We start from the raw sequence: 16,647 nt of genomic DNA on the forward strand, positions 1-16,647 counted from the left end.
GGGCTACACCATGGCACTCTACTCAAAAATACCTTATGTTGGCGGCGAAGACACCAGCGTCCTGCAAACCGGCCGTAAGTCCGACAAGACCGTGGCGGTCAAGCCGGACCTGCCTGGCAATGTCATTGTCATTCACGGCGTGAACGACGTCGGCGTGGGCTTTAACGCCGTCGAGGAAGGCCTTTGCGCCGGGCTGAGCAAGCGATTGTCCGTTGGCCTGGTGCCGGCCGGCTACCGCATGCCTACTGCGGACGACAAGGGCAAGCTCGTTGACGACCCAGACGCCTTGTTTTTCAAGCGTCATGTCACCAAAGAGACCTTCAGTCCCGTCATTCCGTTTTACTGGGGCTACCGAGAGGAAACCAACGCGGGGAAGGTCGCGTTTGGGCAAAAGACCGATCGCAACGGCAATCGCATGGATAAGGATTTGTCGAAAGGGGGTGGCCCGTTCGCCAACGCCACCGGCACCATTCCCGATATGTGGAACAAGGGAGCGGGTGCGCCGACCGACCCGGTAGGCGATCCGATTCGCCCGGTTCTGAACGCCCCGGGTCGGATGTACATGATTTTGGCCGCCAAGAGACTGGCGGCGCTTATCTCGATGATCCGCGATTACGATGAACACGAGGTGGTATCCATCGTCGCCCACAGCCAGGGAACCATCATTAGCCTGCTCGCGCAAGCGTTTCTGTTGGATTTGGGCGCACGGCCAGCGGACACGCTCGTTCTAGTGAATTCCCCCTATAGTCTTGAAGCGCATACGAGTTTATTGATGGATGCTGCCGAGTTGTTTGCCGGTGAAACGAACACGGCAATGACGAGTCGCGACTACAATATGATCCACGGTCGGCAGGCCTTCGACGCGCGTTTGGACACGCTGATCAATATCGTTCAAGGCGTTGCGCAAAAAAAATCTGTGACGCCCGTCTTCGCTACCCTCGACAATCATGCAAAACATTGCGGCATGGTAGGCGCGAAATGGGTTGCGGAGAACGACCGCGATAACCGCGGCAAGGTGTATGTTTATTTCTCTCCGGAAGACATGACCGTTGCGCTGGACCATTTGCACGGAATCGGATGGCAAGGCGTACAGGATGTTGCCAGCGATGGACGCGGTGGAATGGCTAGTAGACATGCGATGGCGGAATTGACCAAGAACGTGGGCACCCCGCCCGCATCGGGTTTCTATCAGCGCGTTTTCACTATTAAACGCCGGTTCGACCTCGCGACAAAAAAGGTGGGACCGGTATTACTTGGAAGAAGTCCTCCCTATGATTTCGCCCTGCGCATAAAAGGCGAGGACATGGGCTCGCACGTTGCGGCCGACAATCGAAGCCATCGTGGCACTTCAAAAGAAGTGGCTTGGCCGGTCGTCGACAAGGGCCCGTCTTGGTATGAAGCCAAACAGGCGCACGACAATGACGTGCGCGATGGCATTCGCACTATCAACGGGGAAGAATTGCGAACCCCGGTAGCGGCGCAACTGCGCGGGGGAGAAGCGGTCGTCCCAGCCACTTCGCTGCAGGCCAAGCTCAATCTGCCCCGCGATAAACAAGGCCCATGTGAGGAAGTAGACCCGATCGACGCAGCAATTGCCGTCGCCGGCGCAAAAGGATATTTGGATGTGTGGATCAGCATTACGGATCCGGGGCCGGTGGACAAAGGCAGGAACCCGAGAGCTGGGTCCCGCGACAGCCCGGCACCACACCTCTACAAAGGCAGGGCGCAACTCACAACAGAGAAGATGGCGCTGGTGCAGAAGCACTTAAACGAAGGCAAACCAGAAACCCAGCAGTGCGTGGTGGTGGAAGTATTCAGCTGTCAGGGACCAGACCTGTCGGCAACCGGGCAGTTACTTGTCAAGCGCAAGGAAACTCCAGACGAGGCGCGCAAGCGATGGCAAAGCGAAGTGAGCCCGAAATCCTTCCACGGCGCTATTTTTGGCAACAAAGCCAACCATGCCAATGTGACCGCCTATGATGTCGCCATTGGCGGTGGCCTTGCTTCTTCCCATCCGATTTTTTACGCCTATCTGTGCGCTGTAGCGGACTGGCGGTTGAAGAAAGGGAAGTCGAAGGAGCTACGCGATGGGATTTTTAGTTGGAAGGAATTCTTAACGACATTTGCGGCGGCGCCATCCGCGGACCCGAAGCACCCGACCGCCAACTACTGGTCGGTGGAACCCAAGTGGCGCAAGGATGTGATAGAAGGCAATGCCCATTACTATAGTACCGGGGTGCTTCCAGCCTGCATACCATCCATCACTACCGGATTGCCAGGCGCGGTGATTTGTCAACAAATCGACAGACCTGCAATGCAGCATCCGCTCCGTGCCGTTGCCAAGCCAGTTGCCCGTGTCACCAAGCAGGAAGCGGCCAAATGAATACCGATCAGATGCCTGAGCCGCCAAAATTTGGGCGATACTTGCTGGGCTGCGCCATTGCGATGATCATCTTGATTCCGCTGTGGACAATCTTCGTCATGTCGGTGGTTCAGCCAGTCAGTTTAATGTCACAGGAGCAGACGATGGGAGTTCGACTTTGGTGGTGGGTTGCAGGACCGGTGACAGTCATCGCATTGTTTGCCGGTGCCCGTTGGGTGATGGCATCTAAAAACGCGCAGCCGGCGCCGCAGGTGCAGGCGCAGCAGCCGGCCGTCCTCACTGACCAGGCAAAACGGGAATACGTGCTGGAGGTGATCGGCCTTGGCGTTACATTTGACAAATATCGTCAAGGGACCTTGTGGGATGAATTGCAAAAAGGTAGTCCGCACACGACTATTCGCGAGCAAGACAAGAACAAATACCCATGGAGCGTGAACGAGCGGAACGGCCAGACCGGCAACCGCTTCGGCAACACGCTTGAGAATGGCGCGAACGATACGCCGACGTATTGGGGCGTGCCGGTTTTTAATGCGGAAGCACCGATACACGATCCTGACTTCAAGGATCAGCCAAACGATCCCACCATGGGATTGGCCGATGGCGCCAATTCGTCCGGCATGCAATTTCATCTGTTCGTGGCCGGTCCGCGGCGCTTCGACGAACGCCCCGACCGCATTCTGGACGATGTGTTCGCATTCTTCGATGCGCATCCGGATATCCCGTACATCGTTCTCAATTCCTCAGACGACATGTATACGCGTAACCTGACCCGTACGCCGGGCACGCCACCGCTGTCAACCGATGGCAATGCCATTCCCGCAATGCCAGATGCTTCCGCGCTGTTCGTGCTGGCACGGCGCGAGCGGGTCGATGCGGTGCGGCGGTTCGCATTCGAGGATCTAAACGACGACACGGAGACCGTGGCAAAGCTTAATCAACACGGTTTCGCACGTCGTTTATTCCTCGCGCATAACGCGCTCGCACGTTCCCTGCCCCATCCCGACACGCGAACCGAGCGGCCACCGTCGGTCTCGGAGTGGTTGGCGGCCACCGCGCAATTCGCCCATCGCCCCGAGATCAACGGCACCGGCACCAGCACCAGCGAGCTGCTCAGCGATCTTGCCCAAGGGGGCCACCGCCCTCCAAAAGAATGGAAGCCAACGCCATGGTTCCCTATCCCATGGAACAAGGCCCAACTGGAAAAATTCGACAGGCTGCCGACCCTGGGCTACATTCACCGACCCACGTTCGTTAGCTTTGTCGACAAGGACGGCCACCCTTTGATCCGCGCGGACGAGCGCCAGAAGGCAATGCAGGCCGGATGGGATCAGGCATTGCAAACGCTGCCAGAGGCGCAACGAAAAGCCGCTCCCGCGCGCGTCATCGTCGCTACCGGCGGCAATACCGATCAGATGCGCGTCTTGCACGGAGCACTGAACGAGCACGCGTCCAAGGGCGGGCCAGAGCTGACGGGCAGCGCTCCGGGCCTGCTGATCGATACCGACCGCCGGCTGGGCAATACCGGCGCCGCCACCCTGTTCATGCAAATGGCCATCGGCGTCATGGGCAGCTACCGCGCCGGCGGCGTGAGCGCTGCGGTCAACATGCGCGACCCGAATGAGGCGAGCATCATCATGGTCAGTCCGCCATCCGAGGCGCTGCGCAAGACCCAGCACCATCCAAATGGCGGCGACGTATTCCAGCATCACGGCACGCCTGCCGTCGATCCCGAAAATTACAAGCAATAGAGGAGCGCCATGCGCAACGTTATTCGCCTGAACGACCCCACCAGCCATGGCGGAAAAGTAGAAAGCGTCACCGCCAGTCACTTTATTGTGCAGGGCATTGCTGTGGCTCGCGTCGGTGACCCATGCAGCTGCCCAATAGCGGGCCACAGCGGCTGCACCATCGCCGAGGGCGACCCGCACTATACGATTGACGGCATCCAAGTAGCCTTTCACGGGCATCACACGACTTGCGGTGCTACACTGCTATCGACAGTGGGAAACTTCACTCTGGCATAGTGGCGCCACAACGCAAACCGTGCAGGGATTGTCATCCCGCAGTCCCGGCGCCCGGGAAAAAATCTCCAGCGTTTTTCGCGCGCGTCAAAGCAAGCAATACCCAGAACCGGGCGCCACGATAGCGCCCGCTCCCCTCACCTTAAAAGCGCAGCAAGCGCCCCGACAGCGGCGCCACCGTGATCAAGAACTTGCCGTTGGCGTCCACTTCCACTTTACCGTCAGTCATCAGATCGTTCAGCGCCGCTGCACCCGACACCACCGCGCTGTCGAGCGTGATCGTCGCCGCCTTGTTTTTCACGTTCAGCACCAGCAGCACCCGGTTGCTGCCACTGTCCTTGCGGTCAATGTACACGTTGGTATCGGAATAGACGTGGGTCCGCGCACCGCCCGCCAGTGCCCCATTGACGGAGCGTACCCGCATCAGCGACGCCACATAGCCCTTCAACTCGCGCGCCCTGGCGCTCAGGGCGGGACCTGCCACGCCATCGACGACGCCGTCATCCCGGCTGACATGATCCTCGCACAGGCCCGCTTCGACACAGTTGACGCTGACCTTGGCCGCAAAGTTGGGTACTTCCTGGCCAATTTCATCGCCGTAGTACAGCGTGATCGGTCCGCTGAACGCAGCCATGAAGGTGAACGCCGCCTTGTGGCGCAACCAGTACTGCTCATCGTCCGGGTTGCCCAGTCCGGCGCGCTGCACCAGGTCGCCGAAGCGCACCAGATCGTGATTGCCGAGCATGAGGTTGGGCATGGCATGGTCGGGGTAGACAGCGTGCGTGGCAAAACCGGCGTTCAGCGTACTGGCCGGCTGGCCCGACAAACCCGATTCTTCGGTTGCCAGCGTCTGCACCAGCTTGTAGCGCAGCGGGAAGTCGAAGGCTGAGCTCAGCGCCGGCGCCAGCGTGCTGCCGTAAGTGGCCGCGATCTCGGACTCGCCCTTCCACACTTCGGCAACCATGTAGCCAGCTGGCCGAACAACCACGCCGTCGGCATTGAGGTAGCTGTTGCGGCTGGAGGCTTGCTGCACCGTGTCGCGCAGGCTGGCCAACGCCGCCGGCGGCACCTGGTAGGCCTGGTCCAAACGCCAGCCGTCGATCTGCAGCTGATCGATCCAGTAGCTCGCTACTTCCCGGTAGAACGCCAGTGTATCGGGATGGGTGTAGTCGACCGGATCGTGGCCGCCAAACGGCTTCAGGCCGCCGGGCGAGGCCGCGATATTCGCCTTGTGATGGCCGAACACGCCATCGAACAATACCGCCAGGCCGCGCTTGTGCGCTTCCTGAACCAGCGTGCGCGCCTGCGCCAGGGTGCCAAATTTCGGGTCAATCTTGAAGTAGTCGCTCGAGAAGTACCCGGTGGCGTCGAGGCGGTCTGCCCCCAGGTCCTGGCCGGCAACGGGTGCGGAAAGGAAGATCGGGGTCAGCCACAGCGTGTTGGCCCCGGTGCTCTTGATGTAGTCGAGCGAAGCGGTAATGCCGGCCAGGTCGCCCTTGTGCTTGCTCGTGCCATAGCCAGCGTTAAAGTTGGCGGTCGGGTCGCCATCGACAAAAGCTTCCACCATGACCTGGTAGATGCGCATCTGGCAGGCCGCCTGCGCCAGTACCCGGTTGCAGGCCAGCCGTTGTTCGATGCTGCCCGAAGCTTTCAGGATGCTTACTTCATGCGTTGCCGGCACCGGCGCCGGTGCCGGCGCGGGTGCAGGGGCAGGCGCCGGAGAGGCACCGGCACCGGCACCGCCGCCGCCACAACCGGCAAAAGCGGCCAAAGCGAGTCCATAACCGAGTGCTGCTATGCTCTTTTTCATTTTTGTCTCCAATCAATGTGAACGGGTGTTATTTATTATTTTCTGTAATGTTACTACACCATTCGCAATATTTTGGAATAAGATCACCCAAAAGCCCGTTGCAGCTTGTAATTTGATTACATTTGGAGTCCTAACGATGGTCGTTGCGCACCGTGTCAAAAAACAGCACTTCACCGTTGCTGTTGGCGACGATGAGCTGGCCGTCGTGCCACAGGCGCGAGGCGACAAAGGCGCCGAGTCGCTTGACATGCTCAAGCGCCGAATCGAGCGCATGCAACTGCCCCTTCATCGATGCGCCCACCAGCATGCCGTCCACGACCAGCGGCGCGGCAAAGGTCCACACAGCGGTACTGAAGCGGAAGCGCTCCTTGCCGGTGCGCTGGTCGAGCGCCAGCAGCAAGCCGGTGTCGGAGGTGCCGAAGTAGACGGTGGCGCCATCGAAAGCTGCAGCGAAGACAATCCACGAGCCCTGCGCATCGTAACGCCAGTTCTGCTTTCCCGTGGCCGCATCGAGCGCATAAAAATAGCCGTCGCGCGAGCCGATGTAGACGCTGTCGCCGTGGACGCGGGGCGAGGCCTGGATGCCCAGCACGATGCTGCTCTTTTGTTCGGTCTGGGTCTGGAAGCGCCAGCGCTGCTCGCCGCTGGCCGCGTCCAGCGCATACACCGCGCCATCCCAGCTGCCCACGACGATACTGGCGCCGGCCAGTGCGGGCGAGGAATGCACCATGCCGCCGGTCTTGAATACCCATACCGGCTTGCCGCTGCGCGCGTCGAGCGCGTAGACGCACTGGTCACTGCTGCCAAAGTAGACTTTGCCATCATGCACCAGCGGCGACGAGAGGAACAAGTCCCAGGGATCGCGCACCGGCGTTGCGGTCAGCTCCATGCCGAACATGCCATGGGCCGAGAACGATGCTTCGCCCCCCGTGCGAAAACTCCACAGCGGTGCGCCCGTTGTGGTGTTCAGCGCGTGCCGGCGCCCGTCGCGGCTCAGAAAGTACACGCTGTCGCCGGCTACGGCAGGCGTGGAACTGACGCCGGGGCCGGGTGCATCAGCGTTCGCCTTGAAGCGCGCCCGAGCGCCGGCGCTGCGGGCAAAGGTGTTTGAACGTGTTTACCGGATCCCGTGGCAAGACCAGGAAGGCACTGGACTGGGATTGGCGATCGCCGAGCGGGCGGCCGCCAAGAACGGCGCCACGATCCGGTTCGCCACCGGCGCAGGCGGGCAAGGCCTGGCCGTCATCATTGACTTTTACAAGGAAAACCACACGTGCTAACCAATAAAAGAACCTTCTTTGCGCTGGTCCTGGCGCTGGCGTGCGCCGCCTGCGGCAACAGTGGCAATGGTCCCGTCACCGCCCAGCAAGCGCCGTCGGCTGCCGTTGCGGCCACGCCGAGTGCACTGCCCGCTGTCCTGCTCTTGCCGGAGCAACTAAGCATGCCAGGACTGAACCGCAAGCGCCAGATCCGCCTGTACCTGCCGCCCGCTTACGCCACCTCGACCAAGCACTATCCGGTCCTGTACATGCACGACGGCCAGAACCTGTTCGACAACGCCACCGCCTACGGGGGAGAGTGGAAGGTGGACGAGACGATGGACGCACTTGCGCGCGAAGGCAAGCTCGAACTGATCGTCGTTGGCATCGACAATGGCGAAGCCAAGCGCATGACGGAACTGAACGCCTGGAGCAATTTGCAGTACGGCCCGGGGGAAGGCGAACTGTACATGGACTTCATCGTCAAGGTGCTCAAGCCGCTGATCGACAAGCAGTACCGCACCATGCCAGAGCGCGACCATACTGCACTGATGGGTAGTTCAATGGGGGGCCTGATCTCGCACTACGGCATCAACCAATACCCGGAAGTGTTTGGCAAGGCGGGCATTTTTTCGCCATCCTACTGGGCGGCGGGAAGCGCAGCGTTTAACTTTGCCGCTTCAAGACCGGCGCGCTCGGACGCCCGTCTGTACCTGCTGATCGGCGCACTCGAAGGCGGGCCGATGGTGCCCGACGCGCAGCGCATGTACGACCAGGTCATCAAGCGCGGCCACCCGAGCGCCAATGCGACGCTGAAAATCGTCCCGAATGGGAACCACAACGAAGCTTTCTGGAGCAGCGAGTTCCGCGAGGCGATACTGTGGCTGTTCCCTCCTGCCTGAGACAGAACCGGGCGCAGGCGCACGAGCAATTCTTGATCAGTGCCCATGATGGCGACATGCTGCCACAACTCCTACGCGTGATTGCGCAGCAGGCCCCGCGCCTGCAGAAAAACACGCCCTTGTTCACGCAGAAACGCTTTCAAACAATTTTCGTTGTCATTTTGCCGTCATTGCCACGTAGTTTTTGCTTGGTTTAATCACGTCCACGCTGACGCCGGCGCTAAACGGCGCGTTACCAATCTCCCGGACAAGGATTCGCCATGACTGACAACGTTCTCTCTTCATCCCGCCGCAACATGCTCAAGGGCTTGGCCAGTGCTTCCGCTTTGCCTTTTGTCGGCGCCTTTGCCGCCATGCAGTCTCAGCAAGCGCTTGCTGCCAATGGGTCGACGGCGCTGATCGACAGCCCTTACGGCCCGATCGCGCCTGCCAACGATTTGTCGACGGGCTTGCCTTTGCTCCAGTTGCCACCAGGCTTTAGCTACAAAAGCTACGGCTGGCGCGGCGACCTGATGACCAACGGCAAAAGCTGCCCGGCGGGCCACGATGGCATGGGCGTCATCGTCTCGCGCAAGGTTGGCCGCAGTACCGAACTGGTGTTGGTGCGCAACCACGAAGTGGGCGCCACATCGGCGGCCAGTTTCATCAATGCGCCGGCCGTCTATGACAACGGCAACAGCGGCGCAGCGACCAGCAACAAGTTCGGTGGCGGTACCAGCAACTTGCTGTTCCGCGATGGCAACTGGGTCAGCATGACGCCCAGCCTGGGGGGCACGCAAGGCAATTGCGCTGGCGGCGTGACGCCGTGGGGAACCTGGCTCACGTGCGAAGAAGTCGGTTCCGACGCGGTGGGCGTGGCCGGCAAAAAACATGGCTACGCCTTCGAGGTGACGGCCGATCCGGCGCACACGGTTGGCGTGCCCATCGTCGGCATGGGCCGTTTCGCGCATGAAGCGGCAGCCGTCGACGCGGCCACCGGCATCGTCTACGAAACCGAAGACAGTTCGGGCAAGTCCGGCTTCTACCGTTATGTGCCCGACATCACGCCTGGCTACCCTGGCTCGCTGGCAATGGGCGGGCGCCTGCAGATGGCCAAGGTCAAGGGCGTGGCCAATGCCAACCTGGCCACCGCGCCCGTGAATGCCACCTACGCACTGGAATGGGTGGACATTGCCGAACCGGACCGCAACCGCGGCAACGCCACCGGCCCTACCGGCATCACGGTTTCGAACGCGGCTGGCCCCTTCGTGCAAGGCTGGAAGCAAGGCGCGCTGCGCATGAACCGCGGCGAAGGCATCTGGTATTCGCTCGGCAAGATGTTCATCATGGATACCTCCGGCGGTTCGGTCGCGCGCGGCACCATCTGGGAACTCGATCTGGCCAGCCAGGTGCTTACCTGCATTTACTCCAGTCCAAGCGCGCTGGTCGGCAACATGGGCGACAACCTGACCGTCAGCCCGCGCGACGCCATCCTCATTTGCGAAGACGCATCGAGCGCCGCCAACGACAGCTTCGGTTTTGGCCAGCGCCTGATGGGCTTGACCGCCCAGGGCGATGCGTACATTTTTGCCAAGAACAATATTGTGCTCTCCACCGAGCAATTGATCGTGACGGGCAAACAACTTGGCTTGCAAGGCGACCACCGCGCGAACGAATTTGCCGGCGCCTGCTTCGACCCCACCGGCCGCTATCTCTTCGTCAACATCCAGACGCCCGGCATCACGTTCGCCATTTCCGGACCGTGGGCAAAAGGTCCTTTGTAATCGCTCCGCCCTTCATACCATTACCAGGAAACTTACGATGAAACTCAAACAGCTTTGTCTTGCAATCGGGACCGCACTGGCCTTGTCCGGCGCGGCCAACGCGGCCCTGCTGACCGGCAGCACCGGATCCTCCGCCAATCTTGTCACCGATTACAGCGCGCCTGGCATGCTGTCCTTCGACCTCGACCTTCACAATTTTGCGGCAACGCGGTTTGAATTCACCATCGAAGACAGCGACCTGATCGGCCCGATGAGCATGAATGCCCTGGTTCGCAATCTCAGCGGCAGGAGCTTGACGAACTTCTCGTTTTATCTGGAAGGCATTGCGTTTTCAAGCGCGGGCAGCGTCACGCCGACCTTTGGCACCACCAGCCAGATTAACTACACCAGCACGGCCGCCGCGATCACTTTTGCCACGCCAGAATTCGCGGAGTTTAGTTTTGGAAACCCGTTCAGCTTGAATAACAAGAGCGACTGGTACTTCGACACCACCGGCCTGCGCGCAGGCGACGCCTTTTCGATCAGCGCAACCGTGCCGGAACCGTCCACCGCAATGCTGATGCTCTCTGCGCTGGCCATGTTCGGCGGCCTGTATCGCCGACAACGGCGCATGCAGCCTTAAGCGAGCTATGTCAAAATCGTATCAATCACGTTAAAAAAATCATCACTCCGGGCTAATTTTCCGATGCTACTATGGCATCACCTTTTTCCGGAGAGCACATTCATGACAACTTCATCTGCTTTATCGGCGGGCCGCCCGTTCGCCGCCATCGCCGCCTGGCTGGCCGTGTCGCTGACACTGCTGGCCAGTCCTGCCCAGGCCGCCAACTGCAGCGCACCCGTGGTCAACGGCGGCCTGTACAGCATTGCCAATATGGGTTCAGGCAAGGTACTCGACGTCACAGGTGGCGCACTGCAGGGTGGTGCGTATATCCAGCAGTGGGGCTACGGCGGCAGCGCGAACCAGCAATTTACCTTGCGCGACCTGGGCAATGGTTATTGGAGCATGACGGCGCGCAACAGCGGCATGCTGCTTGACGTGCTGGAGCTGTCAATGATCGAAGGCGGGCGTCTGGTCCAGTGGCCCGCCAACGGCGGCACCAACCAGCAGTGGCAGCTCAAGCGCTCCCTGGCGGGCGGTTACAACGTCGTTGCGCGCCATTCCGGCAAGTCCTTGACGGTGGCCGACGGCGCCAGCGGCTCGCGCGTGTATCAGGCCAGCGACCTGGCCAAAGCCCAGCAGCGCTGGTTTTTCAATCCCGCCTCGGGTCTGTGCAACGCGACGCCGGAAGGCTTTGCCTCCCAGGCCGGCCCGGACGGCTTGTCCAGCACCACCGGCGGTGGCTCAGTGCCACCGGTCACGGTCAACTCGTGCAGCGCACTGGTTGGCGCCTTGCAATCGAGTGCGCCGGCCGTGGTGCACATTGCCGCAGGAACGGTGATCGATTGCCGCACGCCAGCCCGCAGCCAGGGTGCGTGCGCCATCAGTTGCCCGAGCTATCAGGATGCGGGCAAGTCCATCTATCGCATTCCTGTCGGCGCCCAGACCTGCACAGAACTGGGCGCGACCAGCGAAACCAAAGTGGCCCGCAGCCGCAACGAGATCAACATCCAGGTCGCTTCCAACAAAACGCTGTTGGGCCTGGACAGCAACGCCACCATTGTCGGCGCGACGCTTAACCTGAGCAACGCCAAGAACGTCATCATCCGCAACCTGTCGATTCAGGACGTCAATCCCGGTCTGGTGGAAGCGGGCGACGCCATCACCCTTGCCAACTCAAGCCACGTGTGGATCGACCATGTCCGTTTCAGCCTGATCAGCGACGGCCACGTGGATATCACCGAAAGCAAGAATGTGACGCTGAGCTGGAATCGCTTCGACGGCGCCAACCCGGCGGTCTGCGGCAACCAGCATTTCTACACGAATATGGTGCTCAATTCCCAGGTAACGTTCCACCACAATTTCTGGAACCGCAGCGCGGGACGCAATCCCAAGCTCGATGGCGGCGCCACCCGCGCCCACCTGTACAACAATTACTGGCTGGACATTCCATACTTTGCCATCAATGCCGCGAACTGGGCACAGGGAAAAGTCGAGGGCAATTTCTTTGCGAATGCTTCCCGGCCACACTGGAACGCGGGTCTCGGCGCCCTGGACGCGCCGCTCTGGTCCAACCGCTACACCGGCATCTCCGCCACGGATATCCGCCGCGATACCGGAGACACCGTCTTTAGCGGCCTCTCCATGTATCCGTACACGGTGGACAATGTCGACGACATTCCCGCCAAGGTAAGCGCGGGCGCCGGCCCACGCTGACAAAAAAAAAGCGGCCGCCCGGCCGCTTTTTTTATTCTGCCCGCCACTTATGCCGGGGCGCGGCGCCGCCGCGCGCCCAGCAGCGCCAGGCCAAGCCCAAACAGTGCAAGCCCGGCAGGCTCGGGCACCAGCGTGATGTTGCCGTCTGTTGCTTCGACCAGATAGTCGGCATAGCTGGCGAGCACCACGCCGCCAAAGTACGTGCCGAAGGTGCCAGGTTCCTGCCCGTTGAACCAGCCGCCGAAGGTGTTGTTCGCTACCAGCATCAATTCCCCATACATGTTGACGAAAGACGGCCCGCCCGAGTCGCCTCCGCCGATGCCCGCTTCGCGGTTGTTGGGCAACTGCGGCGAGCAGGCGTCGAAAAAGTCGCAGAACGTGTCCTGGCCGGCGCCGTCGAAGTCCGCGTACCAGACTTCCCTGGGGCCGCCAAAGCCTTGCTCGTCGTCGCCATCGAACAGGTCGACATAGTTTTCGCCCGTGCGCTTGATGCGAAAGTCCGCCCCTACCGTAAAGCCATTGATGCCGTCGCCCGAGGTCCCGTAGCCGGCCATGGTGACGCGCGTGCCCGCCTGCAGCTCATTGACGGCGACCTTGTAGATCCTGGCGCTGGCCGGCGCGTCGGCGCCTAGGGTGATGACGGACAAGTCATCGTTCAGGCAAAACGCGGTCACGCCCAGCGGGCACTTGCCGAACCCCTGGTAGGCGGGATTGAGCGAGACCGCGCTGGCGGTGATGACGGAATTGGCAACGCCGTCATTGAAGACGACGCGCACATCGTTGCCCGGCGCATTGAGGTCGATCACGGTGCCGGCACCAGTGACGTCGACACAGTGCCCGGCCGAAATGACCTGGCGCCGCCCCACCAGCGCGCCCGAGCAAATATACGATGCGCCGTCAAACCGGATGTTGATGCTGACCACGCCCGAAAAAGGCGACGCCGGCAGGTTGGGGTCGATCCGCGCGTCCGGCGAATCGGGCGGCGCACCGGCGGTGATGAGGGGCACGAAGTGTCCCGTGCTGACAACCGAGGCTTGCACCGGCGCGGCCGCGACGAGCACCACGCACGCGGCCAGCACGCGCACCAACTTGTTTTTTAACGACAATGTACGAGCAAACATGATTGTCCTTTTCATTTTGCAAAGCAAGACATCCCGAAACCAGACGGATGCATGCAAGGCCCCGTGCAGGAACCATGCCCGGAAAAAAGAAGCACGTTTTCAGGGAGTTGCCGCGCTGTCCGCAACAGCCGGGCCCGCCTTGTCAATTTTGCCGACGGTGGGTCACGGCGAAAAAAAACGGCCCCCAGGCCGTTTTCTTATTTTGTCGCACTATCCTATCGGCCACGGTGTCAACATTTCCGACACACCTTGGCGACCGTTACAGCGAGCGTGTATCAAACGTATTGCATTGCTCCATCTGGCCGCCCTGCAAGCCCTTCGAGAACCAGCGCGCGCGCTGCTCGGACGTTCCGTGGGTAAATGAATCGGGCACGACGCGCCCCTGCGACTGCCGCTGCAGCGCATCGTCGCCAATGGCCGTAGCCGCTTTCAGCGCCGACTCCACATCGCCCTGTTCGAGGATGCTGCGCGCCTGGTTGCCGTGGAAAGCCCACACGCCGGCAAAGCAGTCGGCCTGCAATTCAAGGCGCACCGACATTTGATTGGCTTGTTTCTCGGAACCGCGTTCGCGCACTTGCTGCACCTTGTCTGAAATATGTAACTGGTTTTGCACATGGTGGCCGATCTCGTGCGCGATGACATAGGCCTGGGCGAATTCGCCGGAGACGCCGAAGCGCTCTTGCATCAGCGTGTAAAAACTCAGGTCGATGTAGACGTCCTGGTCGGCCGGGCAATAAAACGGCCCGCTGGCGCTTTGCCCGGTACCGCACGCGGTGCCCGTGGCGCCGGAGAACAACACCAGCTTGGGCTTGACATACTGGGCCCCCTTTTCCTGGAACAGTTTGCCCCACACGTCTTCGGTATCGGCCAGCACGACCTTGACGAAGCGCGTCTGCTTGTCGGTCGCCGGCGTTTGCTGCGTGGCCGGCTGGGAGGATGGCACTGCACCACCGCCGCCGCCGCCACTAAGCATGTCGAGCACCTGCAGCGGATTGATGCCAAATACCGCGCCACCGATCAGCGCAATGACGATGGTGCCGATCCCGATACCGCGCCCGCCCAGGCTAAATCCCCCGCCCCCGCCACCACCGCCTGCGCCGCGCCGGTCTTCAACATTGTCGCTTTCGCGATTGCCTTCCCATTTCATACTTCTCTCCGCTAGGTTTTGTCAATTTACAAATAGAATACGCTGAATGAGAAATATTTGGCGCTACGTAAGACCGGCGTCTTGCTGCGATAATCCAACACCGCTCAACCTGGATCACCATGACCCTCAGTTCCTTCGCCGGCACGCTCATCCGGATCGTCGCCATGCCCCCCACCAACCTGCTGCTGCTGATTGCGTTCGGCTACCTGCTGCGGCGGCGCTGGCCGCGCGCGGCGCGCGTGGTGAGCGGCGCGGGCGTGGCCGCGCTGCTGGTCATTTCCACCAATGCGGGCTCGCTGTTGCTGGTCGCCCCCCTCGAACAGCGGACCGCGCCGCTGGCCAACGCCGGCGCTGCCGGCGCCCAGGCCATCGTGGTGCTGTCAGCCGGCATCGTCGACGCCGCCCCGGAGTATGGGGGCCAGGACACGCCGGACCCGGTCACGCTGGTGCGCTTGCAGTACGGCGCCTGGCTGCAGCACCAGACCGGCTTGCCCCTGCTGGTGAGCGGCGGCATTGTGCCCGGCACCGAATCGACCCGCTCGCTGGGCGCGATGATGGCGCGCGCGCTGCGCGAAGACTTCAAGACGCCGGTGGCATGGATCGAGGACCAGTCGGAAGACACCGACCAGAACGCCGTGAACAGCGCGCGCATGCTGAAGGCGGCCGGCGTCAAGCGCGTGCTGCTGGTGACGCATGCGATGCACATGGCGCGCTCGCGCGAAGCCTTTGTGCGCCAGGGCATTGAGGTGGTGGAAGCGCCCACGATGTTTTACTCGCGCGCCAGATGGTCGGCCTTCATGCTGGTGCCCAGCGCCAGCGGCCTGTACCGCTCGTACTATGCCATGCACGAATGGATCGGCCTGGCCTGGTACCGGATGAAGGCGTAAGCCCTCACGCGACGCTCACACCACGCTCAGACCAGCAAGGCCGCGCTCATCGATTGCACTTCGCCTTCGGACTCTTGCAAGATGCTCTGCAAGGTTTCGTCGTCGATGACAAAATCGAGCACCGAATCGGCATGCTCGGGCATGGCGACTTCCTGGGGGCCGAGCGGCGATGGGACGGGCGAAAACTGATTGGCCAGCAGCAGCGTGTCGAGCAGCGTGCTGGGGGGCATGGTGAGCCAGCCGTCGCGCAGCGCCAGGATGGCATTGGCGACCTGCTCGGGCACGGCCAGCTTTTTCAGCACTTCGCGGCTGACCACTTCTTCGCACAGCTCGGCCCACTTCTCGGGATCTTCGTCAAGCAGGCCGGGGAACTCGTCGGCGCGCGAGAGCAGGTAAAACCCGCCCACTTCGTGCACGATGGCGGCAAACATGGCGGTATCGGGATTGACGAACGTGACCCGGCGTGCGATCACTTGCGCGAGCGCGGCCACATGCGCCGTGTGGACCCACAATTGCTCGGCTTTGGCCCGCAGTTGCGGGTCAACGATGCGGGCGCCGAACTGGCGCACCACAAGGCTGGAGACCAGCGTTTGCAAGCTGCGGTAACCCACCCGCATCACCGCCGAACGCACGTTGGTGATGGTGGAGTCGCCATTGCGGTTGAATGCTGCGGAGTTGGCCAGCGCAACAGTACGCGCGGCCAGTTGAGGTTCGCCCAACACCAGTTTGATGGCGTCTTCAATATGACAATCGGGGTTGTCGAGGGCTAGTTGCAGGCGCAAGGCGGCGTTCACGCTGGTTGGAAGAGTGATCTCCCCACGCGCGGCTTGTGCGGCAATATATCCGAAGGCTTCTAGTCTGTTCACGGGAAAATTATACCCTCGACCAGACGACCCCAAGCGAAAATTCGAACGCGGACATGCCGCCGGTGACTGCAATGCCACAACGGGCATTGCAGTTCCGAAAAATGCTGATGTGCGCGCTTGTTTTCGCCCGGCTTGTCGGGCGCGATTGCGCACTTGCATGCGCGTCACATT

14 protein-coding genes are annotated in these 16,647 nt (G+C 61.3%); 9 read left to right on the forward strand and 5 right to left on the reverse strand.

Annotated elements, in window-relative coordinates:
* Positions 1 to 10 precede the first annotated feature (10 nt).
* The 3 genes from ACP7BV_RS08160 to ACP7BV_RS08170 are packed head-to-tail and all read left to right on the forward strand — an operon-like array spanning position 11 to position 4,407.
* Positions 11 to 2,383, forward strand: a complete 2,373-nt coding sequence (locus tag ACP7BV_RS08160) for a T6SS effector phospholipase Tle3 domain-containing protein (RefSeq protein WP_426103307.1) — start codon at positions 11 to 13, stop codon at positions 2,381 to 2,383.
* The gene (locus ACP7BV_RS08165) at positions 2,380 to 4,131 is read left to right on the forward strand and encodes a type VI lipase adapter Tla3 domain-containing protein (RefSeq protein WP_426103308.1); all 1,752 of its coding nucleotides are present in this window, start codon (positions 2,380 to 2,382) and stop codon (positions 4,129 to 4,131) included. The genes ACP7BV_RS08160 and ACP7BV_RS08165 overlap by 4 nt, the downstream gene beginning before the upstream one ends.
* 9 nt (positions 4,132 to 4,140) lie before the next feature.
* Complete coding sequence (locus tag ACP7BV_RS08170; RefSeq protein WP_426103309.1) at positions 4,141 to 4,407, forward strand: PAAR domain-containing protein; 267 nt, start codon at positions 4,141 to 4,143, stop codon at positions 4,405 to 4,407.
* A 139-nt stretch (positions 4,408 to 4,546) separates the two neighbouring features.
* On the opposite strand, the gene ACP7BV_RS08175 is transcribed toward ACP7BV_RS08170, so the two are convergent.
* Positions 4,547 to 6,214 carry an alpha-amylase family glycosyl hydrolase gene (locus ACP7BV_RS08175; RefSeq protein WP_426103310.1) on the reverse strand — a complete coding sequence of 556 codons (1,668 nt, stop codon included), beginning with the start codon at positions 6,212 to 6,214 and terminating at the stop codon, positions 4,547 to 4,549.
* Between the two features lie 130 nt (positions 6,215 to 6,344).
* The gene (locus tag ACP7BV_RS08180) at positions 6,345 to 7,211 is read right to left on the reverse strand and encodes a PQQ-binding-like beta-propeller repeat protein (protein WP_426103413.1); all 867 of its coding nucleotides are present in this window, start codon (positions 7,209 to 7,211) and stop codon (positions 6,345 to 6,347) included.
* A 70-nt stretch (positions 7,212 to 7,281) separates the two neighbouring features.
* On the opposite strand from ACP7BV_RS08180, the gene ACP7BV_RS08185 reads away from it, so the two are divergent.
* The 5 genes from ACP7BV_RS08185 (at position 7,282) to ACP7BV_RS08205 (ending at position 12,455) form a co-directional block, all read left to right on the forward strand.
* Positions 7,282 to 7,494 (forward strand): hypothetical protein, encoded by a 213-nt coding sequence (locus ACP7BV_RS08185; protein ID WP_426103311.1) that lies wholly within the window; start codon positions 7,282 to 7,284, stop codon positions 7,492 to 7,494.
* Positions 7,488 to 8,375 (forward strand): alpha/beta hydrolase, encoded by an 888-nt coding sequence (locus ACP7BV_RS08190; RefSeq protein ID WP_426103312.1) that lies wholly within the window; start codon positions 7,488 to 7,490, stop codon positions 8,373 to 8,375. The genes ACP7BV_RS08185 and ACP7BV_RS08190 overlap by 7 nt, the downstream gene beginning before the upstream one ends.
* Positions 8,376 to 8,635: 260 nt before the next feature.
* Positions 8,636 to 10,138 carry a PhoX family protein gene (locus tag ACP7BV_RS08195; protein ID WP_426103313.1) on the forward strand — a complete coding sequence of 501 codons (1,503 nt, stop codon included), beginning with the start codon at positions 8,636 to 8,638 and terminating at the stop codon, positions 10,136 to 10,138.
* A 37-nt stretch (positions 10,139 to 10,175) separates the two neighbouring features.
* Positions 10,176 to 10,760, forward strand: a complete 585-nt coding sequence (locus ACP7BV_RS08200; protein WP_426103314.1) for a PEP-CTERM sorting domain-containing protein — start codon at positions 10,176 to 10,178, stop codon at positions 10,758 to 10,760.
* Between the two features lie 102 nt (positions 10,761 to 10,862).
* Positions 10,863 to 12,455 carry an RICIN domain-containing protein gene (locus ACP7BV_RS08205; RefSeq protein ID WP_426103315.1) on the forward strand — a complete coding sequence of 531 codons (1,593 nt, stop codon included), beginning with the start codon at positions 10,863 to 10,865 and terminating at the stop codon, positions 12,453 to 12,455.
* Between the two features lie 47 nt (positions 12,456 to 12,502).
* Here ACP7BV_RS08205 and ACP7BV_RS08210 read toward each other — a convergent pair whose 3' ends face one another.
* The gene (locus tag ACP7BV_RS08210) at positions 12,503 to 13,576 is read right to left on the reverse strand and encodes a trypsin-like serine protease (RefSeq protein ID WP_426103316.1); all 1,074 of its coding nucleotides are present in this window, start codon (positions 13,574 to 13,576) and stop codon (positions 12,503 to 12,505) included.
* A 259-nt stretch (positions 13,577 to 13,835) separates the two neighbouring features.
* Positions 13,836 to 14,723, reverse strand: a complete 888-nt coding sequence (gene ypfJ / locus ACP7BV_RS08215) for a KPN_02809 family neutral zinc metallopeptidase (protein ID WP_426103317.1) — start codon at positions 14,721 to 14,723, stop codon at positions 13,836 to 13,838.
* A gap of 119 nt (positions 14,724 to 14,842) precedes the next feature.
* Here ypfJ and ACP7BV_RS08220 point away from each other — a divergent pair, with 119 nt between their 5' ends.
* Positions 14,843 to 15,610 carry a YdcF family protein gene (locus ACP7BV_RS08220; protein ID WP_426103318.1) on the forward strand — a complete coding sequence of 256 codons (768 nt, stop codon included), beginning with the start codon at positions 14,843 to 14,845 and terminating at the stop codon, positions 15,608 to 15,610.
* Positions 15,611 to 15,636: 26 nt separating this feature from the next.
* Here ACP7BV_RS08220 and ACP7BV_RS08225 read toward each other — a convergent pair whose 3' ends face one another.
* A complete protein-coding gene (locus ACP7BV_RS08225; protein ID WP_426103319.1) occupies positions 15,637 to 16,476 on the reverse strand; it encodes an HDOD domain-containing protein in 840 nt (279 codons plus the stop codon).
* Positions 16,477 to 16,647: the final 171 nt, after the last annotated feature.

Origin of the sequence: Massilia sp. TSP1-1-2, from assembly GCF_049896185.1 — a bacterium.
In the GTDB taxonomy this organism is placed as follows: Bacteria; Pseudomonadota; Gammaproteobacteria; order Burkholderiales; family Burkholderiaceae_D; genus Telluria_A.